The organism is Siccibacter turicensis LMG 23730 (assembly GCF_000463155.2).
GTDB lineage: Bacteria > Pseudomonadota > Gammaproteobacteria > Enterobacterales > Enterobacteriaceae > Siccibacter > Siccibacter turicensis.
Map to the genome: position 1 here is coordinate 40,814 of NZ_AWFZ01000061.1, position 26,440 is coordinate 67,253.

25 protein-coding genes and 1 pseudogene are annotated in these 26,440 nt (G+C 59.0%); 18 read left to right on the forward strand and 8 right to left on the reverse strand.

Annotation, left to right across the window (positions count from 1 at the left end; all coding sequences use genetic code 11):
• Window positions 1–93: 93 nt before the first annotated feature.
• Genes yidC through rpmH form a run of 4 tightly spaced genes read right to left on the reverse strand, consistent with a single transcriptional unit; the run spans window position 94 to window position 2,478 of the window.
• The gene (gene yidC / locus DW58_RS18165; protein ID WP_024548484.1) at window positions 94–1,737 is read right to left on the reverse strand and encodes a membrane protein insertase YidC; all 1,644 of its coding nucleotides are present in this window, start codon (window positions 1,735–1,737) and stop codon (window positions 94–96) included.
• A 2-nt stretch (window positions 1,738–1,739) separates the two neighbouring features.
• Window positions 1,740–1,997: a membrane protein insertion efficiency factor YidD gene (gene yidD / locus DW58_RS20470; protein WP_071789239.1), complete on the reverse strand. Its 258-nt coding sequence runs from the start codon at window positions 1,995–1,997 to the stop codon at window positions 1,740–1,742.
• Window positions 1,961–2,320 carry a ribonuclease P protein component gene (gene rnpA / locus DW58_RS18170; protein WP_024548485.1) on the reverse strand — a complete coding sequence of 120 codons (360 nt, stop codon included), beginning with the start codon at window positions 2,318–2,320 and terminating at the stop codon, window positions 1,961–1,963. Before rnpA ends, yidD begins: the two co-directional genes overlap by 37 nt.
• 17 nt (window positions 2,321–2,337) lie before the next feature.
• Window positions 2,338–2,478 (reverse strand): 50S ribosomal protein L34, encoded by a 141-nt coding sequence (rpmH, locus tag DW58_RS20475; RefSeq protein WP_003849659.1) that lies wholly within the window; start codon window positions 2,476–2,478, stop codon window positions 2,338–2,340.
• Between the two features lie 615 nt (window positions 2,479–3,093).
• On the opposite strand from rpmH, the gene dnaA reads away from it, so the two are divergent.
• From dnaA to DW58_RS18235, 13 genes and pseudogenes are all read left to right on the forward strand, one after another.
• On the forward strand, window positions 3,094–4,488 hold the full coding sequence (gene dnaA, locus DW58_RS18175) for a chromosomal replication initiator protein DnaA (RefSeq protein WP_024548486.1): 1,395 nt from the start codon (window positions 3,094–3,096) through the stop codon (window positions 4,486–4,488).
• A gap of 4 nt (window positions 4,489–4,492) precedes the next feature.
• Window positions 4,493–5,593 carry a DNA polymerase III subunit beta gene (gene dnaN, locus DW58_RS18180; protein WP_024548487.1) on the forward strand — a complete coding sequence of 367 codons (1,101 nt, stop codon included), beginning with the start codon at window positions 4,493–4,495 and terminating at the stop codon, window positions 5,591–5,593.
• Window positions 5,594–5,733: 140 nt separating this feature from the next.
• Window positions 5,734–6,807, forward strand: a complete 1,074-nt coding sequence (recF, locus tag DW58_RS18185; RefSeq protein WP_024548488.1) for a DNA replication/repair protein RecF — start codon at window positions 5,734–5,736, stop codon at window positions 6,805–6,807.
• Between the two features lie 27 nt (window positions 6,808–6,834).
• Window positions 6,835–9,249, forward strand: a complete 2,415-nt coding sequence (gene gyrB / locus DW58_RS18190; protein WP_024548489.1) for a DNA topoisomerase (ATP-hydrolyzing) subunit B — start codon at window positions 6,835–6,837, stop codon at window positions 9,247–9,249.
• Between the two features lie 215 nt (window positions 9,250–9,464).
• Window positions 9,465–10,277: a sugar-phosphatase gene (gene yidA / locus DW58_RS18195; RefSeq protein WP_024548490.1), complete on the forward strand. Its 813-nt coding sequence runs from the start codon at window positions 9,465–9,467 to the stop codon at window positions 10,275–10,277.
• Between the two features lie 225 nt (window positions 10,278–10,502).
• The gene (gene dgoR, locus DW58_RS18200) at window positions 10,503–11,192 is read left to right on the forward strand and encodes a D-galactonate utilization transcriptional regulator DgoR (RefSeq protein ID WP_024548491.1); all 690 of its coding nucleotides are present in this window, start codon (window positions 10,503–10,505) and stop codon (window positions 11,190–11,192) included.
• A complete protein-coding gene (locus DW58_RS18205) occupies window positions 11,189–12,067 on the forward strand; it encodes a 2-dehydro-3-deoxygalactonokinase (protein ID WP_024548492.1) in 879 nt (292 codons plus the stop codon). Before dgoR ends, DW58_RS18205 begins: the two co-directional genes overlap by 4 nt.
• Entirely contained in the window at window positions 12,051–12,668 is a 618-nt protein-coding gene (locus DW58_RS18210) for a 2-dehydro-3-deoxy-6-phosphogalactonate aldolase (protein WP_024548493.1), read from the forward strand. Before DW58_RS18205 ends, DW58_RS18210 begins: the two co-directional genes overlap by 17 nt.
• A complete protein-coding gene (gene dgoD, locus DW58_RS18215; RefSeq protein WP_024548494.1) occupies window positions 12,665–13,813 on the forward strand; it encodes a galactonate dehydratase in 1,149 nt (382 codons plus the stop codon). The genes DW58_RS18210 and dgoD overlap by 4 nt, the downstream gene beginning before the upstream one ends.
• Before the next feature lie 265 nt (window positions 13,814–14,078).
• Window positions 14,079–15,415 (forward strand): annotated as a pseudogene (locus DW58_RS18220) (MFS transporter).
• Window positions 15,416–15,551: 136 nt separating this feature from the next.
• Complete coding sequence (locus DW58_RS18225) at window positions 15,552–16,871, forward strand: MFS transporter (protein WP_029696608.1); 1,320 nt, start codon at window positions 15,552–15,554, stop codon at window positions 16,869–16,871.
• Window positions 16,872–16,873: 2 nt separating this feature from the next.
• Window positions 16,874–17,806 (forward strand): 2-hydroxyacid dehydrogenase, encoded by a 933-nt coding sequence (locus DW58_RS18230; protein WP_024548496.1) that lies wholly within the window; start codon window positions 16,874–16,876, stop codon window positions 17,804–17,806.
• 60 nt (window positions 17,807–17,866) lie between these two features.
• Window positions 17,867–19,129 carry a DUF3748 domain-containing protein gene (locus DW58_RS18235; RefSeq protein ID WP_024548497.1) on the forward strand — a complete coding sequence of 421 codons (1,263 nt, stop codon included), beginning with the start codon at window positions 17,867–17,869 and terminating at the stop codon, window positions 19,127–19,129.
• Window position 19,130: 1 nt separating this feature from the next.
• Here the strand turns inward: DW58_RS18235 and DW58_RS18240 are convergent, their stop codons facing one another.
• The gene (locus tag DW58_RS18240; protein WP_029696609.1) at window positions 19,131–19,454 is read right to left on the reverse strand and encodes a YceK/YidQ family lipoprotein; all 324 of its coding nucleotides are present in this window, start codon (window positions 19,452–19,454) and stop codon (window positions 19,131–19,133) included.
• A gap of 309 nt (window positions 19,455–19,763) precedes the next feature.
• On the opposite strand from DW58_RS18240, the gene ibpA reads away from it, so the two are divergent.
• The 4 genes from ibpA (at window position 19,764) to DW58_RS18260 (ending at window position 21,581) form a co-directional block, all read left to right on the forward strand.
• Entirely contained in the window at window positions 19,764–20,177 is a 414-nt protein-coding gene (ibpA, locus tag DW58_RS18245; RefSeq protein WP_024548499.1) for a small heat shock chaperone IbpA, read from the forward strand.
• A 154-nt stretch (window positions 20,178–20,331) separates the two neighbouring features.
• Window positions 20,332–20,766, forward strand: a complete 435-nt coding sequence (ibpB, locus tag DW58_RS18250; protein ID WP_024548500.1) for a small heat shock chaperone IbpB — start codon at window positions 20,332–20,334, stop codon at window positions 20,764–20,766.
• A gap of 124 nt (window positions 20,767–20,890) precedes the next feature.
• Window positions 20,891–21,238, forward strand: a complete 348-nt coding sequence (locus tag DW58_RS18255) for a YidH family protein (RefSeq protein ID WP_024548501.1) — start codon at window positions 20,891–20,893, stop codon at window positions 21,236–21,238.
• On the forward strand, window positions 21,228–21,581 hold the full coding sequence (locus DW58_RS18260; RefSeq protein ID WP_024548502.1) for a DUF202 domain-containing protein: 354 nt from the start codon (window positions 21,228–21,230) through the stop codon (window positions 21,579–21,581). The genes DW58_RS18255 and DW58_RS18260 overlap by 11 nt, the downstream gene beginning before the upstream one ends.
• Here DW58_RS18260 and emrD read toward each other — a convergent pair.
• From emrD to tisB, 3 genes are all read right to left on the reverse strand, one after another.
• Window positions 21,578–22,762, reverse strand: coding sequence for a multidrug efflux MFS transporter EmrD (gene emrD / locus DW58_RS18265; protein WP_024562541.1), 1,185 nt, complete (start codon window positions 22,760–22,762; stop codon window positions 21,578–21,580). The two genes, DW58_RS18260 and emrD, sit on opposite strands and share 4 nt — an antisense overlap.
• A 173-nt stretch (window positions 22,763–22,935) precedes the next feature.
• Window positions 22,936–23,769 (reverse strand): EamA family transporter, encoded by an 834-nt coding sequence (locus DW58_RS18270; RefSeq protein ID WP_029593236.1) that lies wholly within the window; start codon window positions 23,767–23,769, stop codon window positions 22,936–22,938.
• Between the two features lie 119 nt (window positions 23,770–23,888).
• The gene (gene tisB / locus DW58_RS18275) at window positions 23,889–23,978 is read right to left on the reverse strand and encodes a type I toxin-antitoxin system toxin TisB (protein ID WP_055725979.1); all 90 of its coding nucleotides are present in this window, start codon (window positions 23,976–23,978) and stop codon (window positions 23,889–23,891) included.
• Window positions 23,979–24,799: 821 nt separating this feature from the next.
• On the opposite strand from tisB, the gene DW58_RS18280 reads away from it, so the two are divergent.
• Window positions 24,800–26,416, forward strand: a complete 1,617-nt coding sequence (locus DW58_RS18280) for a ShlB/FhaC/HecB family hemolysin secretion/activation protein (RefSeq protein ID WP_235047749.1) — start codon at window positions 24,800–24,802, stop codon at window positions 26,414–26,416.
• The last annotated feature ends 24 nt before the right edge of the window (window positions 26,417–26,440 follow it).

Genomic DNA, 26,440 nt, shown 5'->3' on the forward strand with positions numbered 1-26,440 from the left:
TCTTCGGTTGCGCGGTGTTTTCACCGGACGAACAACAAAAACAAACAAGGCGGTCAATTGACCGCCTTGTCTCAGCTTAAAGAATAAAGCGTATCAGGAGCTTTTCTTCTCACGGCTATGCAAACCACGTTTTTCCAGACCACGGTAAATCAGCTGCTGCTGAAGGATGGTCACCAGGTTGCTGACGATATAGTACAGCACCAGGCCTGACGGGAACCACAGGAAGAAGACCGTGAAGATGACCGGCATAAAGGTCATGATCTTCTGCTGCATCGGGTCAGTCACGGTAGTCGGTGACATCTTCTGGATGAAGAACATGGTCACGCCCATCAGGATCGGCAGGATGTAGTACGGGTCCTGCGCGGAAAGGTCGTGGATCCACAGGGCGAACGGCGCATGACGCAGTTCAACCGAGCCCATCAGCATATAGTAGAGCGCAAGGAAGATCGGCATCTGAATCAGCAGCGGGAAGCAACCACCCAGCGGGTTCACTTTCTCTGCTTTATAGAGCGCCATCATCTCCTGGCTCATACGCTGCTTGTCATCACCCATACGCTCGCGCATCGCCTGAATCTTCGGCTGCAGCAGGCGCATTTTCGCCATGGAGGTGTACTGCGCTTTGGTCAGCGGGTACATCACGCCACGCACGATGAAGGTGATCACGATGATGGAGAAGCCCCAGTTGCCCAGGAAGCTATGGATCCACTTCAGCAGCTTGAACAGCGGCTGAGAGATAAACCACAGCCAGCCGTAGTCAACGGTCAGGTCAAGGTGCGGAGCAACCTGCGCCATTTTGTCCTGAATTTCCGGGCCAACCCACAGGGTGCTGTTCAGCGCGCCGGTCTGACCTGGCTGCACCAGTACCGGTGAAGATTTATACCCGATGGCTGCAACGCCGTTACCCAGGTTCGCGGTATAGAAGTTGTTAACGCCTTCAGTATGCGGAACCCATGCGGTAGCGAAGTACTGCTGAAGCATCGCAACCCAGCCGTTGCTGGCGTTGATGTTCAGGTTTTCGTTATCGGCGATGGTATCGAATTTGTATTTCTCGTACTTCTCATCCGGCGTGGAGTACGCCGCACCGCGGAAGGTGTGCAGCGCAAAGTTGCTGCTGCCGGTATCGCGATGAGCAGGCAGATTGATGGACTGCTTAAGCTGACCGAAGCTCGCCACTTCCAGCGGTTTCGCGCCGGCGTTGTTGACGCTGTAGCCCACGTTCACCGCATATTCACCGCGTTTCAGGGTGAAGGTTTTGGTGAAGGTGTTGCCGGCGGCATCGGTATAGGTCATCGGGATCGCCAGTTCGTTCTGGCCATCAGCGATAACAAAGGTATCTTTATCAACGTTGTAGAGCGGACGCGGGCCGTTAGCCGGGTTGTCCGGGCCATCACGACCGGTCAGGCCGCTTTGCGCCTGATACAGGAAGCCTGGCGTCGTTTCCAGCAGCTGGAACGGTTCGGAAGAGCCCAGCTCTTTCGGGTAGGCTGTTAACAGCGCCTGCTCAATATCACCACCACGGGTGTTGATGGTAAGGGAGAGGACGTCCGTTTTAACCGTAATGAGTTTTCCCTGGCCACTGGCCGGTACGCCCTGGTCGGCGGCGCTACCCGCTGCGGTGGTCGTAGTCTGCGTGGTCTGCTGAGTCTGAGGAGGATTTTTATCCTGCTCCCAGGCTTGCCAGATCATGAAAGACACGAACAACAAAGCGATGACAAGAAGATTGCGTTGCGAATCCATCGTTAGTGTTCTCTGGTATCGTAAGGTCCTGGCGGGACGGGGTCGTCTCCACCCGGGTGTAAAGGGTGGCATTTTAATACGCGTTTCACTGTCAACCAACTGCCTTTTATCACTCCAAACCTGCGTAATGCCTCAATTCCATAGTGCGAGCAGGTTGGGGTGAAGCGGCAATGCGGCCCGAGAAGCGGACTAATCAGGCGCTGATAGACCTTGATCAGGCCAATCAGGAGTCGCGAGACTGGCGACAATGGCGGCGCCATAACTTTTCCAGTACTTCCATTAACGCGCGGTTATCGAGGTCTGCAATCCCCTTCTTCGCCACCACCACAAAATCCATTGACGGAAGTTCATGCTGGCGTAAACGGAAACTCTCACGCGTCAGACGTTTAATCCGATTGCGTTCGTGTGCACGTTTAACATTTTTTTTGGCGACGGTAAGACCGATGCGGGGATGCCCCAGCGAATTAAGGCGGCCGAGAATAGTGATTTGCGGCGAGCCAGCCCGTTGCGGCTGCTGGAAGACGAAAGTGAAATGATGGGGAGTTAACAAACGTAACTCCCTGGGAAATGCGAGCTTAACCACGCAGGGGTTAGCTTTTATTACTTAGAAACGGTCAGACGAGAACGGCCTTTAGCACGACGACGTGCCAGAACCTGACGACCATTTTTGGTTGCCATACGAGCACGGAAGCCGTGTGAACGGTTGCGCTTCAGTACGGACGGTTGAAAAGTGCGTTTCATGGCGATTTCTACCTAAACTTGAATAATTTCACTGACTTGTGCGTTTGTCCGAACGGCTAAGCGAAAGAACTACGCCTCAGTGTGGATGATAAAGAGGCCGGATTGTAATAATTGTACACTCCGGAGTCAATTCACTTTCCTTACTTCCCGTGCTTTTACGCCCGCATGACGGGTGATATTTCATCAGGATCGGAAGGCCGTAAACCTCGGCAAAACGCGCCGGGTGGAGAATTATACGGGCTTCGGTTTAAAGCGCAAGGATCGCGCAGGATCTTCCTGCGATCCGCGGCGCAAAACAGCGGCAGGGATCGTGAAATTTTCCAATATATGGCAGGAATCCTGCTGCATCGGACAAATGATCGTTTACACTTATCACTTCCCGATCCTCCTGTGGATAAATCGGGAAGAATCTGTGAGAAACAGAAGATCTCTGGCTCGCTTTACGTTATGATCCCCGGCCCTGATCGTTGCCGGACCCAGGCAGCATCAGAAAAACCGCCCGTAAAATAGCGGTTCGCACGCCACCCAGTCGTGGTCTTTTCGGCGTGTGTCACACAATCATGAATGTTTCAGTCTTCGTCTTTAATTGTCGACTTTGTTCGAGTGGAGTCCGCCGTGTCACTTTCGCTTTGGCAGCAGTGTCTTGCCCGATTGCAGGATGAGTTACCAGCCACAGAATTCAGTATGTGGATACGCCCCCTACAGGCGGAACTGAGCGATAACACGCTGGCCCTTTACGCGCCAAACCGTTTTGTGCTCGATTGGGTCAGGGACAAGTACCTCAATAATATCAACGGATTGCTGAACGATTTCTGCGGTACCGATGCGCCGCTGCTGCGCTTTGAAGTGGGCAGCAAACCGGCGACCCAGCCGCACCGCACCCCGGTTAACAGCAACGTCTCCGCACCGGCGCAGACGCAGGCCGCCCGTCCCTCGGCGCCGGCACGCCCGAGCTGGGACAACATGCCTGCGCCTGCCGAGCCGTCATACCGCTCGAACGTGAACCAGAAGCACAACTTCGATAACTTCGTGGAAGGTAAATCGAACCAGCTGGCGCGCGCGGCGGCTCGTCAGGTTGCCGACAACCCCGGCGGTGCCTATAACCCGCTGTTCCTTTATGGCGGCACGGGGTTAGGTAAAACGCACCTCCTGCACGCGGTCGGTAACGGCATCATGGCGCGCAAGCCCAATGCCAAAGTGGTGTACATGCACTCCGAGCGCTTCGTCCAGGACATGGTGAAAGCGCTGCAAAACAACGCCATTGAAGAATTCAAACGCTACTACCGTTCGGTCGACGCGCTGCTGATCGATGACATCCAGTTTTTTGCCAATAAAGAACGATCCCAGGAAGAGTTTTTCCACACCTTTAATGCGCTGCTGGAAGGCAATCAGCAGATCATTCTCACGTCGGATCGTTATCCGAAAGAGATCAACGGCGTAGAGGATCGTCTGAAGTCCCGCTTCGGCTGGGGCTTAACGGTGGCGATCGAGCCGCCGGAACTGGAAACCCGCGTGGCGATCCTGATGAAAAAAGCCGACGAGAACGATATTCGTCTGCCGGGTGAAGTGGCCTTCTTTATTGCCAAGCGTCTGCGCTCCAACGTGCGAGAGCTGGAAGGGGCGCTGAACCGCGTTATCGCCAACGCCAACTTTACCGGACGGGCGATTACCATTGATTTCGTACGTGAAGCGCTGCGCGATCTGCTTGCGCTTCAGGAGAAGCTGGTCACCATCGACAACATCCAAAAAACGGTGGCCGAGTACTACAAAATTAAAGTGGCGGATTTGCTGTCGAAACGACGCTCGCGGTCCGTTGCCCGTCCTCGCCAGATGGCGATGGCGCTGGCAAAAGAGTTGACCAACCATAGCCTGCCGGAAATCGGTGATGCTTTTGGGGGGCGCGACCATACCACTGTGCTCCACGCCTGCCGTAAAATTGAGCAGTTGCGTGAAGAGAGCCACGACATCAAAGAAGATTTTTCCAATTTAATCAGAACATTATCTTCGTGACGCTATGAAATTTACCGTAGAACGTGAACATCTTTTAAAGCCGCTCCAACAGGTCAGCGGCCCGCTGGGCGGTCGTCCGACGCTGCCTATCCTCGGTAACCTGCTGCTGAAGGTCGATGACGGCACGCTGTCGCTGACCGGTACCGATCTGGAAATGGAAATGATTGCCCGTGTGGCGCTGGTGTCGCCGCACGAGCCTGGCGCCACCACCGTTCCGGCGCGCAAGCTGTTTGATATCTGTCGCGGCCTGCCGGAAGGGGCGGAAATCGCGGTGCAGCTTGAGGGCGACCGTATGCTGGTGCGTTCCGGGCGCAGCCGTTTCTCGCTTTCTACGCTGCCGGCGGCGGATTTCCCGAATCTGGACGACTGGCAGAGCAACGTTGAATTCACGCTGCCTCAGGCCACCATGAAGCGCCTGATTGAAGCCACGCAGTTCTCAATGGCGCATCAGGACGTACGCTATTACCTCAACGGCATGCTGTTTGAAACCGAAGGGGAAGAGCTGCGTACCGTGGCAACGGACGGTCACCGCCTGGCGGTCTGTTCCATGCCGATTGGCGTCACGCTGCCCAACCATTCGGTGATCGTGCCGCGTAAAGGCGTTATTGAACTGATGCGTATGCTCGACGGCGGCGACAACCCGCTGCGCGTGCAGATCGGCAGCAATAACATCCGCGCCCACGTCGGCGACTATATCTTCACCTCGAAGCTGGTTGACGGCCGTTTCCCGGATTATCGCCGCGTATTGCCGAAGAATCCCGATAAGCATCTGGATGCCGGCTGCGATATTCTCAAGCAGGCCTTTGCCCGTGCGGCCATTCTCTCTAACGAGAAGTTCCGCGGCGTGCGGCTCTACGTGAGCCAGAACCAGCTGAAAATCACGGCGAACAACCCGGAGCAGGAAGAAGCGGAAGAGATCCTCGACGTCTCCTATGAAGGAACGGAGATGGAGATCGGCTTTAACGTCAGCTATGTGCTGGACGTGCTTAATGCGCTGAAGTGCGAGAACGTGCGTATTCTGCTGACTGACTCGGTGTCGAGCGTACAGATTGAAGATGCGGCGAGTACATCCGCAGCCTATGTCGTCATGCCCATGAGGCTGTAGTCTTTAAAGGGGCTGGTTTACTTGCCATTTCGCCTCCCGGCAGTGCTCGCAATCCTCACGTACTTCAGTACGCTCCGGTTGCTGCGCGCTGGCGGTAGACGAACTGGCTGCGACACCCACGCCCCTGGAATGCTTATTGAATGTCACTGACGCGTTTACTCATCAAAGATTTCCGCAATATCGAAAACGCGGATCTCGCGCTTTCTCCCGGATTTAACTTTCTCGTTGGGGCTAACGGCAGCGGCAAGACCAGCGTGCTGGAAGCCATCTACACGCTGGGCCATGGGCGCGCGTTTCGCAGCCTGCAGATTGGCCGGGTCATTCGCCATGAACAGGATGCGTTTATTCTGCACGGTCGTTTGCAGATTGATGAACGCGAAACCGCCATTGGTCTCACCAAAGATAAGCAGGGCGACAGCAAGGTGCGTATTGACGGCACCGACGGGCACAAGGTGGCCGAGCTGGCGCTGCTGATGCCGATGCAGCTGATTACGCCGGAAGGGTTTACTTTGCTCAACGGCGGCCCCAAATACAGAAGGGCGTTCCTCGACTGGGGATGCTTTCACAACGAGCCGGGTTTTTTCATGGCCTGGAGCAACTTAAAGCGCCTGTTGAAGCAGCGAAATGCCGCGCTTCGTCAGGTGACGCGCTACGCGCAGCTGCGTCCCTGGGATCAGGAGCTGGTGCCGCTGGCGGAGCAGATCAGCCGCTGGCGCGCCGACTACAGCGCGGCGATTGCCGCCGACATGGCGGACACCTGCGCGCAGTTCTTGCCGGAATTCTCCCTCTCATTCAGTTTCCAGCGCGGCTGGGAAAAAGAGGCAGATTACGGAGAAGTACTGGAAAAAAACTTCGAACGTGACCGGATGTTAACCTATACGGCGCATGGCCCTCATAAAGCGGATTTCCGCATACGGGCCGACGGCGCGCCGGTGGAAGACACCCTGTCGCGCGGGCAGTTAAAACTCCTGATGTGCGCGCTTCGTCTCGCACAGGGAGAGTTCCTTACTCGCGAAAGCGGAAGGCGCTGCCTTTATTTGATAGATGATTTTGCCTCGGAGCTGGACGACGCCCGACGAGGCCTGCTTGCGAGTCGGTTAAAAGCCACGCAATCCCAGGTCTTTGTCAGCGCGATCAGCGCCGAACATGTGATGGACATGTCGGACAAAAATTCGAAGATGTTCACCGTGGAAAAGGGTAAAATAACGGATTAACCCAAGATAAATGAGCGAGAAACGTTGATGTCGAATTCTTATGACTCCTCCAGTATCAAAGTCCTGAAAGGGCTGGATGCGGTGCGTAAGCGCCCGGGCATGTATATCGGCGACACGGATGACGGCACCGGTCTGCACCACATGGTATTTGAGGTGGTAGATAACGCTATCGACGAAGCGCTCGCCGGTCACTGTAAAGACATCGTGGTGACCATTCACGCTGATAATTCCGTGTCCGTATCGGATGATGGGCGCGGTATCCCGACCGGGATTCACCCGGAAGAGGGCGTTTCAGCGGCGGAAGTGATCATGACCGTTCTGCACGCCGGCGGGAAGTTCGATGATAACTCCTATAAAGTGTCCGGTGGTCTGCACGGGGTAGGCGTTTCCGTGGTTAACGCCCTGTCGCAGAAGCTGGAACTGGTGATTCGCCGCGAAGGCAAAACCCACCAGCAGACTTACGTGCACGGCGTGCCGCAGGCACCGCTGGCCATCACCGGCGACACCGACGCCACCGGTACCCAGGTGCGTTTCTGGCCAAGCCATGAAACCTTCACCAACGTGGTGGAGTTCGAGTACGACATCCTGGCCAAGCGCCTGCGCGAACTGTCGTTCCTGAACTCCGGCGTCTCCATCCGTCTTATCGACAAGCGCGATGGCCGCGAAGACCACTTCCATTATGAGGGCGGCATCAAAGCCTTCGTGGAGTACCTGAACAAGAACAAAACCCCTATCCATCCGACGGTGTTCTATTTCTCGACCGAGAAAGACGGTATCGGCGTCGAAGTGGCGCTGCAGTGGAACGACGGTTTTCAGGAAAACATCTACTGCTTTACCAACAACATCCCGCAGCGCGACGGCGGTACGCACCTGGCGGGCTTCCGCGCCGCGATGACCCGTACGCTGAACGCGTATATGGACAAAGAAGGCTACAGCAAAAAAGCGAAGGTCAGCGCCACCGGCGATGACGCGCGTGAAGGCCTGATTGCCGTGGTGTCCGTGAAGGTGCCGGATCCGAAATTCTCCTCGCAGACCAAAGACAAGCTGGTCTCCTCTGAGGTGAAATCCGCGGTTGAGCAGCAGATGAACGAACTACTGAGCGAATACCTGCTGGAAAACCCGACCGATGCGAAAATCGTGGTCGGTAAAATTATCGATGCCGCGCGTGCCCGTGAAGCAGCGCGCCGCGCCCGTGAGATGACCCGCCGTAAAGGCGCGCTGGATCTGGCCGGCCTGCCGGGCAAACTGGCGGACTGTCAGGAACGCGACCCGGCCCACTCTGAACTCTACCTGGTGGAAGGGGACTCGGCGGGCGGCTCGGCTAAACAGGGGCGTAACCGTAAGAATCAGGCGATTCTGCCGCTGAAAGGTAAGATCCTTAACGTCGAGAAAGCGCGCTTTGACAAAATGCTCGCCTCGCAGGAAGTCGCTACGCTTATCACCGCGCTGGGCTGCGGTATTGGGCGCGACGAGTACAACCCGGACAAGCTGCGCTATCACAGCATCATCATCATGACCGATGCGGACGTCGATGGCTCACACATCCGTACTCTGCTGTTGACCTTCTTCTACCGTCAGATGCCGGAAATCATTGAGCGCGGCCATGTCTACATCGCGCAGCCGCCGCTGTACAAAGTGAAGAAAGGCAAACAGGAGCAGTACATCAAGGACGACGAGGCGATGGATCAGTATCAGATCTCTATCGCGCTTGACGGTGCCACGCTGCACACCAACGCCTCGGCTCCGGCTCTGGCCGGCGAAGCGCTGGAGAAACTGGTCTCCGAGTACAACGCCACTCAGAAAATGATTGACCGCATGGAGCGTCGCTACCCGCGTAATCTGCTGAAGGAGCTGATTTATCAGCCGACCCTCGCCGAAGCAGACCTGAGCGACGAAGCGACGGTAACGCGCTGGATTTCCGCGCTGATCACCACGCTGAACGAAAACGAGCAGCACGGCAGCCTGTGGAAGTACGACGTGCGTGAAAACAGCGAGCTGAACCTGTTCGAGCCGGTGGTACGCGTGCGTACGCACGGCGTGGACACCGACTACGTGCTGGATCAGGAGTTTGTGGTGGGCGGGGAATACCGTCGCCTGTGCGCGCTGGGTGAAAAACTGCGCGGCCTGATTGAAGACGACGCCTTTATCGAACGTGGCGAACGTCGTCAGCCAATTGCCAGCTTCGAACAGGCGCTGGAGTGGCTGGTGAAAGAGTCGCGTCGCGGCCTGGCGATCCAGCGCTATAAAGGCCTGGGCGAGATGAACCCGGACCAGCTGTGGGAAACCACCATGGACCCGGAAAGCCGTCGTATGCTGCGCGTGACCGTGAAGGATGCCATCGCTGCCGACCAGCTGTTCACCACGCTGATGGGCGATGCCGTTGAACCGCGTCGTGCCTTTATCGAAGAAAACGCCCTGAAAGCGGCGAATATCGATATCTGATAACCGCTGTGGCGGGTGCGCCATGCTTCCCTCTGCGATGATGTCTTGTCGTCAGGGGGATGCGTCGCGCACCCGCCGTCATCCTCTTCATCCTCACACTGTAATAACCGGCACATCTCGCGTCTGTTTCATCCCCCTTTCTCTCCTGTCCCGCTACTGTTTTTTAAACAAATTCGCGTTAGCATGCGGAAGGACTCATTTACGCAGGGGAACACATGGCTATCAAACTTATCGCAATCGACATGGACGGCACCTTACTGCTGCCCGATCACACCATTTCTCCCGCCGTTAAACAGGCTATCGCCAGCGCGCGCGAACGCGGCATCAACGTGGTACTGACTACCGGGCGCCCTTACGCCGGGGTACACGCGTACCTCAAAGAGCTGCATATGGATAAGCCGGGCGACTACTGCATTACCTACAACGGCGCCCTGGTTCAGAAAGCGGGCGACGGCAGCACCGTGGCGCAAACGCCGCTGAACTACGATGACTATCTGTTCCTGGAGAAGCTCTCCCGCGAGGTGGGTTCACATTTCCACGCGCTCGATCGCAATACGCTCTACACCGCGAACCGCGACATCAGCGCCTACACCGTGCATGAATCTTTTGTTGCGACCATTCCGCTGGTGTTCTGTGAGCCGGAAAACATGGACCCGAATACCGCGTTCCTCAAAGTGATGATGATTGATGAGCCCGAGATCCTCGACAAAGCGATCGCCCGCATTCCGGATGCGGTACGCGAGAAGTACACCGTGCTGAAAAGCGCCCCGTACTTCCTTGAGATCCTGAACAAGCGCGTCACCAAAGGCACCGGCGTGCAGTCCCTGGCGGAGGCGCTGAACATCACGGCCGATGAGGTGATGGCGATTGGCGATCAGGAGAATGACATCGCCATGCTGGAGTACGCCGGCGTTGGCGTGGCGATGGATAACGCCATTCCTTCGGTTAAAGAGGTGGCGGATTTCGTCACCAAATCCAACCTGGAAGACGGCGTGGCCTACGCCATAGAGAAGTTCGCCCTGCAGTAACAACCCCGCAGCCCGAGCCGCCCCGATACCGCATCGGGGCTTTTTTTTGCCCCGAATATATTCTTGTGTCGTTTTTGTGATCAGGATTGTAGTACAACGTAATATTATTGTACTACATTGTGACCATGAAGACGGCAGTGTGATGCGAGTTTGTACTGCAAAGATGAGGCGAAAAGCGGCAGTCAGGGTAAAGTAACCTGGGCACAACCTTTAAAAGGACACGTCATGACCCTCACGAAAACCGACCGCATCATTATTGAACTTGGCCGTCAGATCGTCGGCGGAAAGTATGTTCCCGGCGCGGCGCTCCCGGCAGAAGCCGAGCTGTGCGATGAGTTTGAAACCTCGCGCAACATCATTCGCGAGGTTTTTCGCTCGCTGATGGCGAAACGCCTGATTGAGATGAAGCGCTACCGCGGCGCGTTTGTTGCCCCGCGCAGCCAGTGGAACTATCTCGACACCGACGTGCTGCAGTGGGTGCTGGAAAACGACTACGACCCGCGGCTTATCAGCGCGATGAGCGAAGTGCGAAACCTGGTGGAGCCGGCCATTGCCCGTTGGGCCGCGGAACGCGCCACCTCCAGCGATCTCGCACAGATTGAACTGGCGCTGAACGACATGATCGCCAACAACCAGGACCGGGACGCCTTTAACGAAGCGGACATTCGCTATCACGACGCGGTGCTGCAGGCGGTACATAACCCGGTGCTGCAGCAGCTCACCGTGGCGATTGGCTCGTTGCAGCGGGCGGTATTTGAACGAACCTGGATGGGCGATGAAGCCAACATGCCGAAGACCCTCCAGGAACATAAGGCGCTGTTCGATGCCATCCGGCATCAGGATGGCGATGCAGCGGAGCAGGCGGCCCTCAACATGATCGCCAGCTCTACCCGAAGGCTTAAGGAAATCACATGACATCTCGCTACATCGCAATCGACTGGGGATCCACCAACCTTCGCGCCTGGCGTTATCAGGACGATGTGTGCCTCGACAGCAGGCAATCCGAAGCGGGCGTTACGCGCCTGAACGGCAAATCCCCCGAGGCGGTGTTAGCGGACGTCACCGACGGCTGGCGCGATGAGGCCACGCCGGTCGTGATGGCGGGTATGGTCGGCAGCAACGCCGGCTGGAAAATCGCTCCTTATCTGCCTTGTCCGGCGCGCTTTAGCGCCATCGGCGAACGCCTTACGCCGGTTATCGATAACGTCTGGATCATTCCGGGCCTGAGCGTCAGCCGCGACGATAACCACAACGTCATGCGCGGCGAAGAGACCCAGCTGCTCGGCGCACGCGACCTGGCCCCGGCTTCGCTCTACGTGATGCCCGGCACCCACTGCAAATGGGTCCAGGCCGACAGCCAGCAGATCGTGGATTTTCGCACCGTGATGACCGGCGAACTCCACCATATTCTGCTTAAGCACTCGCTGGTGGGGGCCGGGCTCCCTGAGCAAATCGACAGCAGCGCGGCGTTTGATGCCGGTCTGTCGCGCGGCCTGAACGCCCCGGCCTTGCTGCCTCAGCTCTTTGAAGTGCGCGCTTCTCATGTCCTCGGCTCCCTGCCTCGCGAGCAGGTGAGCGACTTCCTTTCTGGCCTGTTGATCGGCAGCGAAGTGGCGACCATGACCGCCGACCTCGCCGCTCAGCAGGTTATCACCCTGGTGGCTAACGCCTCCCTGACCCGACGCTACCGGCGCGCCTTTGCCGCGGTAGGACGTGACGTACAGGAACTTGATGGCGACCAGGCTTTTCAGGCAGGCATAAGGAGCATCGCACATGCAGTGGCAAACTAACCTCCCGCTCATCGCCATCTTACGTGGCATTACACCCGCCGACGCGCACGATCACGTCGCAGCGGTGCTGGACGCGGGCTTTGACGCGGTAGAGATCCCGCTTAACTCCCCCCAATGGGAGCAGAGCATCCCCGCGATGGTAAACGCGTTTGGCGACCGGGCGCTCATAGGCGCCGGTACCGTCCTGAAACCGGAGCAGGTCGATCGGCTCGCGGAAATGGGCTGCCAGCTGATTGTTACCCCGAATATTCAGCCGGAGGTGATTCGTCGCGCGGTGGGCTATGGCATGACCGTCTGCCCCGGCTGCGCTACCGCCACCGAAGCCTTTACCGCACTTGATGCGGGCGCGCAGGCGCTGAAAATCTTCCCCTCCTCGGCATTCGGCCCGGACTACATCAAAGCGCTGAAAGCGGTGCTGCCAGCGGATGTCCCGGTGTTTGCCGTCGGCGGCGTAACGCCGGAAAACCTTGCGCAGTGGATGAAAGCCGGCTGCGTGGGTGCCGGGCTGGGCAGCGATCTCTATCGTGCAGGACAGTCCGTTGAGCGTACGGCGCAGCAGGCCGCAGCATTTGTTAAGGCGTATCAAGAGGCAGTGCAATGAAAATTACCAAACTGACGACCTACCGTTTACCCCCGCGCTGGATGTTCCTGAAAATCGAAACCGACGAAGGCATTGTCGGCTGGGGCGAACCGGTGATCGAGGGCCGGGCGCGTACCGTGGAGGCCGCCGTCCACGAGCTGGGCGAGTTTCTGATTGGGCAGGACCCGGCGCGCATTAACGACCTGTGGCAGGTGATGTACCGCGCGGGATTCTACCGCGGCGGCCCGATCCTGATGAGCGCCATCGCCGGTATCGACCAGGCGCTGTGGGATATCAAAGGCAAAGTGCTGAATGCGCCGGTGTGGCAGCTGATGGGCGGCCTGGTGCGCGACAAAATCAAAGCCTACAGCTGGGTGGGCGGCGACCGGCCGGCAGAGGTCATCGCGGGTATTACCAAACTGCGTGAGATTGGCTTTGATACCTTCAAGCTGAACGGCTGCGAAGAGCTGGGCGTTATCGACGACTCCCGCAAAGTGGATGCGGCGGTGAATACCGTGGCGCAGATCCGCGACGCGTTTGGCTACGACATTGAATTTGGTCTCGATTTCCACGGACGCGTCAGCGCCCCGATGGCGAAGATATTAATTAAAGAGCTGGAGCCGTATCGCCCGCTGTTTATTGAAGAGCCGGTACTGGCGGAGCAGGCGGAATATTATCCGCGTCTCGCGGCGCAAACCCATATTCCTATCGCCGCCGGAGAGCGCATGTTCTCGCGCTTCGAATTCAAGCGCGTGCTGGAAGCGGGCGGTATTGCCATTCTGCAACCGGACCTTTCCCACGCGGGCGGAATTACCGAGTGCTACAAAATCGCCGGTATGGCGGAGGCCTATGACGTGGCGCTGGCCCCGCACTGCCCGCTCGGGCCGATTGCCCTCGCCGCCTGCCTGCACGTGGACTTCGTCTCGCGCAACGCGGTATTCCAGGAGCAAAGCATGGGCATTCACTACAACCAGGGCGCGGAACTGCTGGACTTTGTGAAGAACAAAGAGGACTTCAGCATGGAAGGCGGCTTCTTTAAACCACTGATGAAACCGGGCCTCGGCGTGGAAGTTGACGAAGAGCAGGTGATTGCCCGCAGCAAAGAGACCAGCGACTGGCGCAATCCGTTGTGGCGGCATGCTGACGGTTCCGTCGCCGAGTGGTAAGACGTTGCGCGTCATACTTCACGCTGTGGGTGCGTTGGCTGCGTTGCCTTACCCCGGTCACTTACTTCAGTAAGCTCCCGGGGATTCGTTAACTTGCCGCCTTCCCACAACGCGAATTATGTAGCGCAGTAGGTGATAAGCGTCGTCGCGGTAACGCGCTACGTCATTCGCACCATTACGATTTAACACATCGCAGGCCCGGTAAATAAAACGCCACCGGGCAGTAAACCTACTTATAAAAAGCACCCTCTGTATTTCACAGGGCATGGTGAGGGGTCTCGTCATGCCACATTCTGGAGACAGAACGTTATGGATATTTCTGTAACCCCTGCAAAAACAGGACGTCGTCGCTATCTCACGCTGATGATGATCTTTATTACTGTGGTGATTTGCTACGTTGACCGCGCTAACCTGGCGGTGGCCTCGGCGCATATTCAGGAAGAGTTTGGCATTACCAAGGCCGAGATGGGCTACGTCTTTTCGGCCTTTGCCTGGCTCTACACGCTGTGTCAGATCCCGGGCGGCTGGTTCCTGGACCGCGTCGGCTCACGCCTCACCTATTTCATCGCCATTTTCGGCTGGTCGGTTGCCACCCTGTTGCAGGGCTTCGCCACCGGGCTGATGTCGCTCATTGGCCTGCGTGCCATCACCGGCGTTTTCGAAGCCCCGGCGTTTCCCACCAATAACCGCATGGTGACCAGCTGGTTCCCGGAGCAGGAGCGCGCCTCGGCGGTGGGGTTCTACACCTCCGGGCAGTTCGTTGGTCTGGCGTTTCTTACCCCGCTGCTTATCTGGATCCAGGAGCTGCTGAGCTGGCACTGGGTGTTCATCATTACCGGCGGCATCGGGATTGTCTGGTCGCTTGTCTGGATTAAGGTGTATCAGCCACCGCGTCTGACCAAAGGCATCAGCCAGGCCGAGCTGGATTACATCCGCGACGGCGGCGGGCTGGTGGACGGCGACGCGCCGGCCAAAAAAGAGGCGCGTCAGCCGCTGACCCGCGCCGACTGGAAGCTGGTGTTTCACCGTAAGCTGATTGGCGTCTACCTGGGCCAGTTCGCCGTGACCTCAACCCTGTGGTTCTTCCTGACCTGGTTCCCGAACTATCTCACACAGGAAAAAGGCATCACCGCCCTGAAGGCCGGATTCATGACTACCGTACCGTTCCTGGCGGCGTTCGTGGGCGTCCTGCTCTCCGGCTGGGTGGCCGATCGCCTGGTGCGCAAAGGCTACTCCCTGGGCATCGCCCGTAAAACCCCGATCATCTGCGGGCTGCTGATCTCCACCTGCATCATGGGCGCCAACTACACCAACGACCCGGTATGGATCATGACCCTGATGGCCATCGCCTTCTTCGGTAACGGGTTTGCCTCAATCACCTGGTCGCTGGTCTCCTCCCTGGCACCGATGCGCCTGATTGGCCTGACCGGCGGGGTGTTCAACTTTGTTGGCGGGCTGGGCGGCATCACGGTACCGCTGGGGATCGGCTATCTGGCACAGGATTACGGCTTTGGTCCGGCGCTGGTCTATATCTCCGCCGTGGCGCTGATAGGTGCGCTCTCTTACATCCTGCTGGTGGGGGACGTAAAACGCGTGGGCTGAGGTTTTAACAACACAACAGGAAAGCACGCCAGCCAGGGAATGCAACAGCAATGCCGCTGAAGGTCAGCGGCATTCACCATCCACTGATAACAATCATTAATCAGCCGGCGACAACGGCATAGTGAGAGGGTTCTGCATGAATACCGATCTGTACACTACAACCCTGCGGCAGCTAAACGCGAAAATTATTCCCTTTATCATCATCTGCTATTTCGTTGCCAATCTGGATAAAACCAACATCTCCATCGCGGCGCTGCAAATGAACGCCGATCTCGGCCTGACCGCCAGCATGTACGGGCTTGGGGTGGGGATGTTCTACATCTCCTACATTATTTTTGAAATTCCCAGCAACATCATCATGACGAAAGTGGGCGCCCGCGTGTGGATCGCCCGCATCATGATTACCTGGGGGATCGTCAGCGCCGGGATGTCACTGGTGCAGACGCCCACGCAGCTCTATGTGATGCGCTTTTTACTCGGCATGGCGGAAGCGGGCTTTACGCCGGGGATCATCTACTACATCTCCTGCTGGTTCCCGAAAAGCAACCGCGCCAGAGCGATGTCCTTCTTCTATATGGGCTCGGTGATGGCGTCGATTATCGGCCTGCCGATCTCCGGCTCAATTCTCAACATGCACGGCATCGCGGATATCGCCGGCTGGCGCTGGCTGTTCGCCATTGAAGGCATACCGGCGATTGTGCTCGGCATCATGGTGCTGTGGCGCCTGCCGCAGTCGCCGGACCATGCCGCGTGGCTGTCCACGGCACAAAAAGGCTGGCTGAAGGCGCAGCTGGCGCAGGATAACGCCGGGGTGGAAGTAGGGGCTAACCACAGCTGGACCAGCGCGCTGAAAAACAAAACGGTGCTGCTGCTGAGCCTGGTCTGGTTCCTGCAGGCGTTCGGCTCTATCGGTATCACGCTGTTCCTGCCGCTCATTATCAAGAGTATGACGAGCGATCAGAGCAACCTGGTGGTGAGCCTGCTTGCCGCGGTGCCGTTTATCGCCGCCTGCCTGTTTATGTACCTCAACGGTCGCCACTCCGATACCACCAACGAGCGCTCATGGCACCTCGGGCTGCCGCTGATTATCTCCGGCCTGTCGCTCGCCATCGCCATCTATACGAGCAACCTGCTGGTGGCGTATGGGCTTCTTGTGCTGACCGTCGGCTTTAACTTCGCGCTGACGCCGATTTTCTGGGCGGTTACCACCGAGAAGCTGGCGGGCGTGGCGGCCGCTGCCTCTATCGCCTTCATTAATACCGTCGCCAACTTTGTCGGCCTCGGCCTGCCGCCGCTGCTCGGCAAAATCAAGGATATGACCAACAGCTATCACTACGGGCTGCTGATTGTCGCGGTGGCGCTGATCCTCGGCGGCATTATCGGTGTGCTGGTATCGCGCCCGGCCCGGCCTCAGGCGCCTGGACATAACGCCTCCGCCTCTCTTAAACAGGAGTGAAGATGAAACAAAAAGTCCTTAAACAGGCGTATCTGCCGGATGCGCTCACTGCCGAACTGCGCGACCGTTATGAGCTGCTTGAACTGGCGCAGATGTCGCCCGCCGACCTCGCCGCCGTGGCCGGTGAGATCACGGTGGTCATCACTAACGGCGAAGCGGTGGTGACGCGCGAATTTATTGACGCGCTGCCCGCCCTGAAGCTGATTGCGGTGTTTGGCGTCGGCTATGACGGCGTGGACGTGGCGGCGGCACGGGATCGTGGCGTTGCGGTGACCCATACGCCGGGCGTGCTGACCGACGACGTGGCGGATCTCGCCATCGGCCTGCTGCTGGCGACCTCGCGCCGCATCGTCGCCGCCCAGAAGTTTATCGAGCAGGGCGGCTGGCAGCAGAGCGGCTTCCAGTGGACGCGGAAAGTCTCCGGCGCCCGGCTCGGCATACTGGGGATGGGGCGTATCGGCCAGGCCATCGCCCGGCGCGCCCAGGCGTTCGATATGGAGATTGCCTATAACGATCCCAAAGCGCACAGCCAGCTCCCGTACCGCTACGTTGCCGACCTCACTGACCTGGCGGCACAGAGCGATTTTCTCATGGTCTGCGCACCGGGCGGCGCAGGCACCCGGGGGCTGATAAACCAGCCGGTGCTGGAAGCATTGGGGCCGCAGGGGATGCTGATCAATATCTCGCGCGGCAGCGTCGTGGATGAAACCGCCCTGGTGCAGGCGCTGGAGAGCGGCACCCTTGCCGGCGCCGGGCTGGACGTGTTTGCCGATGAACCACACGTGCCCGCCGCGCTCCAGCAGCGCGATAATGTGGTGATCACGCCGCATATGGCGAGCGCCACCTGGGAGACGCGGCGGGAGATGTCGCGACTGGTACTTGAGAACGTTATCGCCTGGTTTGCGGGTGAACCGCTGGTGACGCCGGTTCCCTGATAGGCTTTTGCCGGTAAATCTTTTACCCTGAGGCGATATCTCGCTTCAGGGTTTTTATTTATGAAACAGCTCACGTTCGCCGCGCGTCATCATCAGCTTACCAATACCAACACCTGGACCGCCGACAGCCAGTGGCTGGCGTTTGACGTCCGCCCTTCCGGCGCCTCGTTTACCGGGGATACTATTGAACGCGTTAACGTCTTTACCGGCGAGGTCGAGGTGATCTACCGCGCCTCTCAGGGGGCGCACGTCGGCGTCGTCACGGTCAATCCGCAGCGCGATGAGTACGTGTTTATTCACGGCCCGGAGAACCCGGATGCCGGCTGGCAGTACGATTTTCATCACCGCCGTGGCGTGCTGGTGCGCGACGGAGAGGCCTGCAACCTTGATGCCATGGATATCACTCCGCCGTTCACCCCCGGCGCGCTGCGCGGCGGCAGCCATGTGCACGTCTTCAGCCCGGACGGGCAGTATCTGAGCTTTACCTACAACGATCACGTGCTCCATGCGCGCGACCCGGCCCTCGATCTGCGCAACGTCGGCGTCGCGCTGCCTTACGGGCCGGTGACGGTGCCCGGCCATCATCCGCGTGAGTACGATGGGCGCTACTGGTGTGCGCTGGTCAGTCGCACCACGCCAGCGCCGGCGCCCGGCAGCGATGAGATTAACCGCGCTTACGAAGAGGGCTGGATCGGCGAAGAGGGCTATCGTCGGGCGGACGGCGGCTGGCAGCACCGGGCGCTGGCGTTTATCGGCGACACGCTGTCTGTGAACAATGAAAAGGTGCCGGAGCTGTTTATCGTCGATCTGCCGGACAATGCGCAGGCGTGGAAGACACCCGGCAGCGCACCGCTGTGCGGCACCGACACCACCCTGCCAGCCCCGCCCGCGGGCGTGATGCAGCGCCGCCTGACCTTTACCCATCAGCGGCGTTTCCCGGGCCTCGCGACCACGCCGCGCCACTGGGTGCGCAGCAACCCGCAGGGGAGTGATATCGCCTTCCTGATGCGCGACGACAGCGGCGTGGCGCAGCTGTGGCTCATCTCGCCGAACGGCGGCGAACCGCGTCAGTTGACGCGCGACGCGAGCGGGGTGGAGTCGGCGTTTAACTGGCATCCGTCCGGCAGCATGCTGGGGTTTGCCAGCGGCGGGCGGATGGTGCTGTGCGACGCGGTGACCGGCAGCCTGTATCCTCTCACGGACCATCACGACGCGCCGCCGTCAGCAGAGGCGGTGGTGTTTTCCCCGGACGGTACGCAGCTGGCCTGGATGCAGGAGGTGGACGGCTTCCGCCAGCTGTGGGCAACGGAAACCGGCCTGTAGATTAGGGGGCGGGGGGAATAACCGAGTTGGTAGCGAGCGCATCGCGTTCGCTTTGACGCACCCGGGATCGCACCGAGTTGTCGTCGCGGAAGGCATCCCACGGCAGCAGCAGGGTATCGAGTACGGCGGTAAACGGCATGTCCAGCGCGACTAACGGTTTCACGCCCCAGCTGGTTTCGCTGCTTTTCAGCAGGTCGAAACTGGCCCGGGTACCGGGATAGTAGCCCTCTTCGCCGCCTGTGTGTGTCATCATGCTGGAACAGCCGCACAGTACGAAACCGCAGGCGCCAGCCAAAAATTTGCCAGGTACGTTTTTCATCATCATGGTTATCATTCTGTTGGCACAATGCGCCGGTGACGAAGGTTATACCACCGGCATCAGGAATGAATAGTCTGCCGTTGCTATGCTGTGGTGACCGTCGCAGTTGTTATGTGAACCTGTCTCGTTCAGTCTATGCAAAGATAGGTAAAGCGCCAAAAAAACACACCAATTAGATCTTGAAACGCCTGAAAGCGCACCCATTTTGAGAATGTAGACAGAGGAAGCACGCCGACAGGGTGCTTACCTTGACCGCCTGTCCGGTTACCGGAAGGCACATTACTTAACTTCTCGCTGATTTCAGGAGTTTGTTTTATGCGTAACTTTGACCTCTCTCCGCTTTATCGTTCCGCCATCGGTTTCGATCGCCTGTTCAACCTGCTGGAAAATAACCAGAATCAGAGCAACGGCGGCTACCCTCCGTACAACGTTGAACTGGTTGACGAAAACCACTACCGCATCGCGATTGCCGTCGCCGGCTTCGCCGAAAGCGAACTGGAGATCACCGCCCAGGATAACCTGCTGGTGGTAAAAGGCTCCCACGCAGCCGAGCAGAAAGAGCGTACCTATCTCTATCAGGGTATCGCCGAGCGCAACTTTGAGCGCAAATTCCAGCTGGCGGAAAACATTCAGATCCACGGTGCCAACCTGGTGAACGGCCTGCTCTATATCGACCTTGAGCGCGTGATCCCGGAAGCGAAAAAACCGCGCCGTATCGAAATCAATTAATAACTTGGGTCGCGCAGGCGGCCCTGTAAAAAGATGTGCTTGCCGAACGGGAGCACGGGCGAACCCGCGTTCGCTATCACCCTGCACCCCTTATCCGGCGGCCCTGTGCCGACCATAACGGGATGCTGACTCGCTTCTCAGAAGGAGATGTATGATGACTTTACGTAACTACGATTTATCCCCACTGCTGCGTCAATGGATCGGCTTTGACAAACTGGCTAACGCCCTGCAAAGCACCGCTGACGGCCAGACCTTCCCGCCGTACAACATCGAAAAAAGCGACGATAACCACTATCGCATTACGCTGGCGCTGGCGGGCTTCCGTCAGGAAGATCTGAACGTCCAGTTAGAAGGGACGCGGCTGACTATTTCCGGTACGCCGGTTAAACCGGAAACCGAGCCGAAATGGCTGCATCACGGGCTGGTTTCTCAGGCGTTCAACCTGAGCTTTACCCTGGCCGAACATATGGAAGTTTCCGGGGCTACCTTTACCAACGGTCTGCTGCACATCGATCTGGTGCGCAACGTGCCTGAGGCCATCGCCCCGCAGCGCATCGCCATCAGCGAGCGCCCGGCGCTGGACAGCTAACCGGTCACGGCAAAAAACAAAGGCTCCCTGCGGGGGGCCTTTTTTATGGCGCGGGCATCAACGACTGGTCATTTCCCGGCCAGAGCCAGTACACTTTCTGCAATCGTGACGTACAGGAGTGAGCATGAAGAATCCTCTACCGGGCGAAGCGCCGGACTACCGCTTTTCGCTGGCCAACGAACGGACGTTTCTGGCGTGGATCCGCACCGCGCTGGGCTTTCTTGCCGCGGGCGTGGGGCTGGATCAGCTGGCCCCGGCCTTTGCGACCCCGCTGGTGCGTGAAAGCCTGAGCCTGCTGCTGTGTCTGTTTGCCGGAATGCTGGCGCTCTACGGCTATCTGCGCTGGCTCGGGAATGAAAAAGCGATGCGCCTGAAGCAGGATATGCCCTACACCGGGGTGCTGAAGCTGATCAGCGTGGTGATGGCGCTGGTGGCGCTGGCCGTGATGGTGATGATGTTCTATGCCGGATAGCCGACGGGCGCGGCGCATTGCCGATCCGGGCCTGCAGCCGGAGCGCACCTCGCTGGCGTGGCTGCGCACGCTGCTGGGGTACGGCGCGCTGGTGGCGCTGGCGCTGCGCCAGAAAGGGCCGGAGGCGGGCGTCTGGCTGTGGGGCGTGCTGGCCGTGCTGGCGCTGGTGCTCCTGCTGCTGTGGCGCTACGCCCGGCAGCGTAACCTGATGGACGTCGCCATCGCTGACTTTACCTCGACCCGGTCAATGCGCGCCCGGCTGCTCATCGCCCTGGCGGTGGCGGCGCTGTCGCTGCTGTTTATCGTCGCCCACCTGCGTACCCTGTTTGCGCTGCTGGCTTAAACCGGCTGCTCGTGTTGCGGTTCACGCGCGGCGAGCGGCAGCCAGCAGAGTAAAATCAGCATCCCGGTTAGCGTCATCAGCATGCCGACACTGCCCTGGCCCTGCTGCGGCAACTGGGCCGATACCCATGCCAGCAGCCCGGCGCCGGTATTTTGCAGGCCGCCAATCAGCGCCCCGGCTGTACCGGCAAGAAACGGAAACGGCTCCATTGCCCCGCTGGTGGCTAACGGAAACAGCATTCCCGCCCCGAAGAAGAACAGGGCCGCCGGCACCAGCAGCGTCCAGACGTTCATCACGCCAAACCAGGCCGGAAGCCACATCAGTATCCCGGCGACAAGACAGCTCATCACGCCCTGCCACATCATCGCGGTAAAGCGTCGCGTCTGCCGTCCGGCGAACCACGCCCCGAAGAACGCGGCCGGCACCGGCAGGATAAACAGCACGCTGACCGCGAAGCTGCTCAGCCCGAGGCCCGCCCCGAGCAGCACGCCGGCGCTGGCTTCAAAGACGGCGATCCCCGCCAGCGCACCGATCAGCATCAGCAGATAGCAGGCAAACGACGCCCGGCTGAACAGCATCCGGTAGCTGGTCAGCAGCTGTGTGCGGGGCGCATCAGCGGGACGGGTTTCCGGCATCCAGCGCGCCATGCTGAAGGCCACCACCGCGCACAGCGCCAGCAGAAAACCGTAGCAGGCGCGCCAGCCCCAGACCGTGCCCAGCAGCCCGCCGATCAGCGGCGCCAGCAGCGGGCTAACCAGAATCCCCATGTTCAGCAGGCTGTTCGCTTTGCGCAGCCCGAGGCCGGAGTAGAGATCGCGCGGCATGGTGCGGGCCATCACGCCGCCGACGCCGGTGCCCAGACCCTGGAGCGCGCTGGCGAGGATCAGCACCGACAGGCTGGCGGTGGTCATCGCCAGCACCGTTGCCAGCATAAACACCGTCATGCCGAACAGAATGGCCGGGCGGCGCCCGATGCGGTCGGTAATCGGCCCGTACACCAGCTGCGACGCGCCATAGGTAAACAAATACGCGGCCATCACCCGCTGGACTTCGCCGTCCCGGACGTGGAAATCATGTGCCATATCCGCAACCGCCGGGATCCAGATGGTCTGCGCCATCTGCCCTACAGCCACCAGCAGGATTAACATCAACAGCAGGTTCAGGTTATCGTGCGTTTTCATTTCGATGAATGCTTTATGAAAGTAATGAAATGGAGCATAAGGTTCTGGGCATTTAGCTAAATGCGAGTGAAATCTACCACAGCCGCGGCAGAGTGCCAGGAAAGCGCAGAGAAACGGGAACGCGTAACAGGAAGGATTAGTAAACATTCTGGCAACATTGGTTGCCAGAATGTTCAGGCAAGACGTAACAGCATAGCACCGGCGGCGATACCGCAAATAGCCACGATGCGCGGCCCGCGAATCGGCTCTTTGAGAATGAAAAAGGCGAGCAGCGCGCCGAACAGAATGGAGGTTTCACGCAGTGCGGCGACCACCGCCAGCGGTGCCTGGGTCATCGCCCAGAGCGCCAGGCCGTAGGAACCCATGGTGCCGACGCCGCCGAGCAGCCCCTTTTTCCAGTGGCGCGTCATGTAGTGCGACACCTCCCGGCGGCGGACCATCATCGCCCATAGCAGCAGGCAGAAACCGTTCATAAAGAAGGTCCACAGCGTGTAGCCCACCGCAGTGCCCGACAGGCGAACCCCGGTGCCATCCACCAGGGTATACCCGGCGATAAAACAGGCGTTGCACAGCGCCAGGGTTATGCCGCGGCGCGACCCGCCATGACGGCTGAACGCCATCAGCAGGATGGCGCTACAGATAACGCCGATCCCCAGCCACGCCAGGAGCGAAAGGCTGTCGTGCAGGTAGAGCACGCTTATCAACGCCACCAGCAGCGGCGCGGTGCCGCGCATCAGGGGATAGGTCTGACTCATGTCCGACACCTGATAGGTCTTTGCCACCAGCACGGTATAGATGACCTGAAGCGCACAGCTTATCGCCAGGTAGGGGGCGCTCTCCCAGCTGGGCTGGGGTGAAAAGGGAAGCAGCAGGAGTGCGATCAGCGCCGCGGAGCCGCTGACGCTGATGGCGGAATAGAGCTTGTCGCTCCCGGCCTTAACGATGGCGTTCCAGGTGGCATGCAGTAGCGCGGCAAAAAGCAGGATGCAAAATACGCTTAGGGTCATGGCAGCGACGTCAGGGGAAATGTAATAAAAAAGTAACATAACCCGCCGCGGGGCTGCCAGCCCATGAATATTAAAGAGGGGCGGTTGCCCGCCCCTCTTAAGTGCGGCTTGAACCTGATTCAGCGAAAGAACTTCAGGACAGCATCAAGCAGTTGCAGTACAGCAACAATGAGTTTCAGGATAAGAATTGCTAAATCCACTCCGCCCATACGCGTCTCCTCAGGTAAAGGAGCACCAGCTGGCTTACCTCTCCGCCGCCTGTCACCAGCTGTTTTGTTGGCGTAACACAGTGTGCTCTCTCGGGGTTAAGGCACTGACGGCACCACCCGTTTCAGCCAGGACTTGCATTGCGCCCGTATACACGCGGCCCCCGTATCGCACCTCTGCGTCAGCCAAACCAGTATAATAAAGTACTGTATAAATGAACAGTATATATTCGACAAAAAGGGTGACCTCACCCATACTCTGAACGGCGCACCAAGCGGCGTGAAAATTGCAGCCGGGCAAAAATCATCGTATAGTTACGCTGTTGACGTAACACAGTGTGCTTTGCGGCCACCACCCGCAACACCTGAAAAAAAACCTCGCTCCGGCGGGGTTTTTTGTTTTGTGGTTCTCCTACCTGTTTTGGTAGGTTTTTTCATATTTTTAACGTTTTTCTTACCCCTTCTGGCACCACCGCCATTCAGGTAAAACCGTTGATTAAGCGAAATTTTTGGCTTTTTCCGCCGCGTCAAATCGTCCCGGTCTGGCACTAATCGGAAAATGGTTTTGTTAACGGCGCATTTATTTACACATCTTCACACTTCCCCTATCATCCCGGCGCTTGTTTACATATTAAGCATTTGTTAAAGCGACAAGAGACCTGCCAGGGATGAAGCACACCATCATTACAGGGGTAGCCCTGATTAAAAAAAGCTCGCGTTGTGGGATCCTGCTCACCGCCGCGCTGCTGATCTCCCCTGCGGGTCACGCTGCGCCAACGCCCCCGGCACCGTCCGCCGCGCCGACCGCGCCCGAGCCGCCGCGCATGCTCGAAGATCGCGGTGACACGCTGTTTCAGAACCAGCAACAGCGCCAGCGCGCCCTGGAAGATACCCTGACGCCGCCGACCCCGGACGTGCGCCTCTCGCCGCCCGCGTCGTCGTTTGGGCGTCTTACCTTCGAGCCGGAAACCCCCTGTTTCCAGATCGATCGCGTGGAGCTGAGCGGCCAGCAGGCGTTGCCCCACTGGCTCCCGCTGCAACGCCTGGCGAAGCAGGGCGAAGGCCACTGCCTCGGTGGTAAAGGCATTAATTTGCTGATGAGCACCCTGCAAAACCGGCTTATCGATCACGGCTACATCACCACCCGCGTGCTGGCGCCGGATCAGGACCTGACCCGCGGCACCCTGTCGCTGGTGATCCTGCCGGGCTACGTCCGGGACGTGAAGCTCACCCCGGACAGCGACCGCTACCTGACGCTCTACAGCGCCTTCCCGGCCCATGCCGGTAATCTGCTCGACCTGCGCGATATCGAGCAGGGTCTGGAGAACCTGCAGCGTCTGCCCACCGTACAGGCCAGCATGGAGATCGTGCCTGGCGAACAGCCGGGCGAGAGCGATATCGACGTGACGTGGCACCAGAGCAAAATGTGGCGTCTCGGCGCCTCGCTTGATGACTCCGGCTCGCGCAGCACCGGGCGCTATCAGGGCGGCCTGACGCTGTCGCTGGACAACCCGCTTTCGCTCAGCGATCTGTTTTATATCTCAGGCTCACGCAGCCTCCACGATCGCGGTGACAAAGGCAGCAAGAACGTTACCGGCCACTATTCGGTGCCGTTTGGCTACTGGATGGCAGGCGTCACCGCCAGCGATTACGACTACCGTCAGACCGTGGCGGGCCTGAATGAAGATTACCGCTACAGCGGAAAACGTAAAAACCTCGACTTCCAGCTGAGCCGCGTGCTGCACCGCAGCGGCACGCAGAAAACCACCCTCAGCGGGGACGTGCTGACCAGCGAATCGCGCAACTACATCGACGACACCGAACTGGACGTGCAGCATCGCCGCACCTCGGGCTGGCGTCTGGGATTGCAGCACCGTCACTACATTGGCCAGAGCGTGCTGGATGCCGGCATCAGCTACCAGCGCGGCACCCGCTGGTTCGGTGCCATTCCGGCTCCGGAGGAGTACAGCGGCGAAGCCACGGCGCTCAGCAAGATTGTCTCGCTCAGCGCCGGGTTAGATATCCCGTTTGAGATTTACAACCAGTCGTTCCGCTACAACGTCCAGTACCAGCGCCAGATGAGCTCCACGCGGCTTACCCCGCAGGAGGAATTTTCCATCGGTGGCCGCTGGTCGGTACGCGGCTTCGACGGCGAGCGCACGCTCAGCGCCAGCCACGGCTGGCTGGTACGCAACGACCTGGCCTGGCGCACACCGCTGCCGCAGCAGGAGTTCTATCTGGGGGCTGACTACGGCGAAGTGGGCGGCAGCACCAGCAACGGCGTGCTTATCGGCAAGCACCTGGCAGGCGGCGTGGCGGGCCTGCGCGGCAACGCGTTCAACACCGGGTATGACCTGTTCGCCGGGGTGCCGTTCTCACGGCCCGACGGCTTCGAGACCAGCCACTACACGCTCGGCTTCAGCCTGAACTGGAGTTACTGATTTACGCTTTTCCTGGCGGCCAGG

Bases quoted from the DNA above. Each gene is read 5' to 3' on its own strand.
- DW58_RS18210 (WP_024548493.1), top strand. From the start codon at position 12,051: ATGCAGTGGCAAACTAACCTCCCGCTCATCGCCATCTTACGTGGCATT.
- yidA (WP_024548490.1), top strand. From the start codon at position 9,465: ATGGCTATCAAACTTATCGCAATCGACATGGACGGCACCTTACTGCTG.
- dgoR (WP_024548491.1), top strand. From the start codon at position 10,503: ATGACCCTCACGAAAACCGACCGCATCATTATTGAACTTGGCCGTCAG.
- ibpB (WP_024548500.1), top strand. From the start codon at position 20,332: ATGACTTTACGTAACTACGATTTATCCCCACTGCTGCGTCAATGGATC.
- DW58_RS18230 (WP_024548496.1), top strand. From the start codon at position 16,874: ATGAAACAAAAAGTCCTTAAACAGGCGTATCTGCCGGATGCGCTCACT.
- DW58_RS18240 (WP_029696609.1), bottom strand. From the start codon at position 19,454: ATGATGATGAAAAACGTACCTGGCAAATTTTTGGCTGGCGCCTGCGGT.
- DW58_RS18225 (WP_029696608.1), top strand. From the start codon at position 15,552: ATGAATACCGATCTGTACACTACAACCCTGCGGCAGCTAAACGCGAAA.
- DW58_RS18270 (WP_029593236.1), bottom strand. From the start codon at position 23,769: ATGACCCTAAGCGTATTTTGCATCCTGCTTTTTGCCGCGCTACTGCAT.
- recF (WP_024548488.1), top strand. From the start codon at position 5,734: ATGTCACTGACGCGTTTACTCATCAAAGATTTCCGCAATATCGAAAAC.
- DW58_RS18235 (WP_024548497.1), top strand. From the start codon at position 17,867: ATGAAACAGCTCACGTTCGCCGCGCGTCATCATCAGCTTACCAATACC.
- DW58_RS18205 (WP_024548492.1), top strand. From the start codon at position 11,189: ATGACATCTCGCTACATCGCAATCGACTGGGGATCCACCAACCTTCGC.
- ibpA (WP_024548499.1), top strand. From the start codon at position 19,764: ATGCGTAACTTTGACCTCTCTCCGCTTTATCGTTCCGCCATCGGTTTC.
- yidD (WP_071789239.1), bottom strand. From the start codon at position 1,997: ATGGCGCCGCCATTGTCGCCAGTCTCGCGACTCCTGATTGGCCTGATC.
- DW58_RS18255 (WP_024548501.1), top strand. From the start codon at position 20,891: ATGAAGAATCCTCTACCGGGCGAAGCGCCGGACTACCGCTTTTCGCTG.
- gyrB (WP_024548489.1), top strand. From the start codon at position 6,835: ATGTCGAATTCTTATGACTCCTCCAGTATCAAAGTCCTGAAAGGGCTG.
- dgoD (WP_024548494.1), top strand. From the start codon at position 12,665: ATGAAAATTACCAAACTGACGACCTACCGTTTACCCCCGCGCTGGATG.
- rpmH (WP_003849659.1), bottom strand. From the start codon at position 2,478: ATGAAACGCACTTTTCAACCGTCCGTACTGAAGCGCAACCGTTCACAC.
- DW58_RS18260 (WP_024548502.1), top strand. From the start codon at position 21,228: ATGCCGGATAGCCGACGGGCGCGGCGCATTGCCGATCCGGGCCTGCAG.
- tisB (WP_055725979.1), bottom strand. From the start codon at position 23,978: ATGGGCGGAGTGGATTTAGCAATTCTTATCCTGAAACTCATTGTTGCT.
- DW58_RS18280 (WP_235047749.1), top strand. From the start codon at position 24,800: ATGCTCGAAGATCGCGGTGACACGCTGTTTCAGAACCAGCAACAGCGC.
- dnaN (WP_024548487.1), top strand. From the start codon at position 4,493: ATGAAATTTACCGTAGAACGTGAACATCTTTTAAAGCCGCTCCAACAG.
- yidC (WP_024548484.1), bottom strand. From the start codon at position 1,737: ATGGATTCGCAACGCAATCTTCTTGTCATCGCTTTGTTGTTCGTGTCT.
- emrD (WP_024562541.1), bottom strand. From the start codon at position 22,762: ATGAAAACGCACGATAACCTGAACCTGCTGTTGATGTTAATCCTGCTG.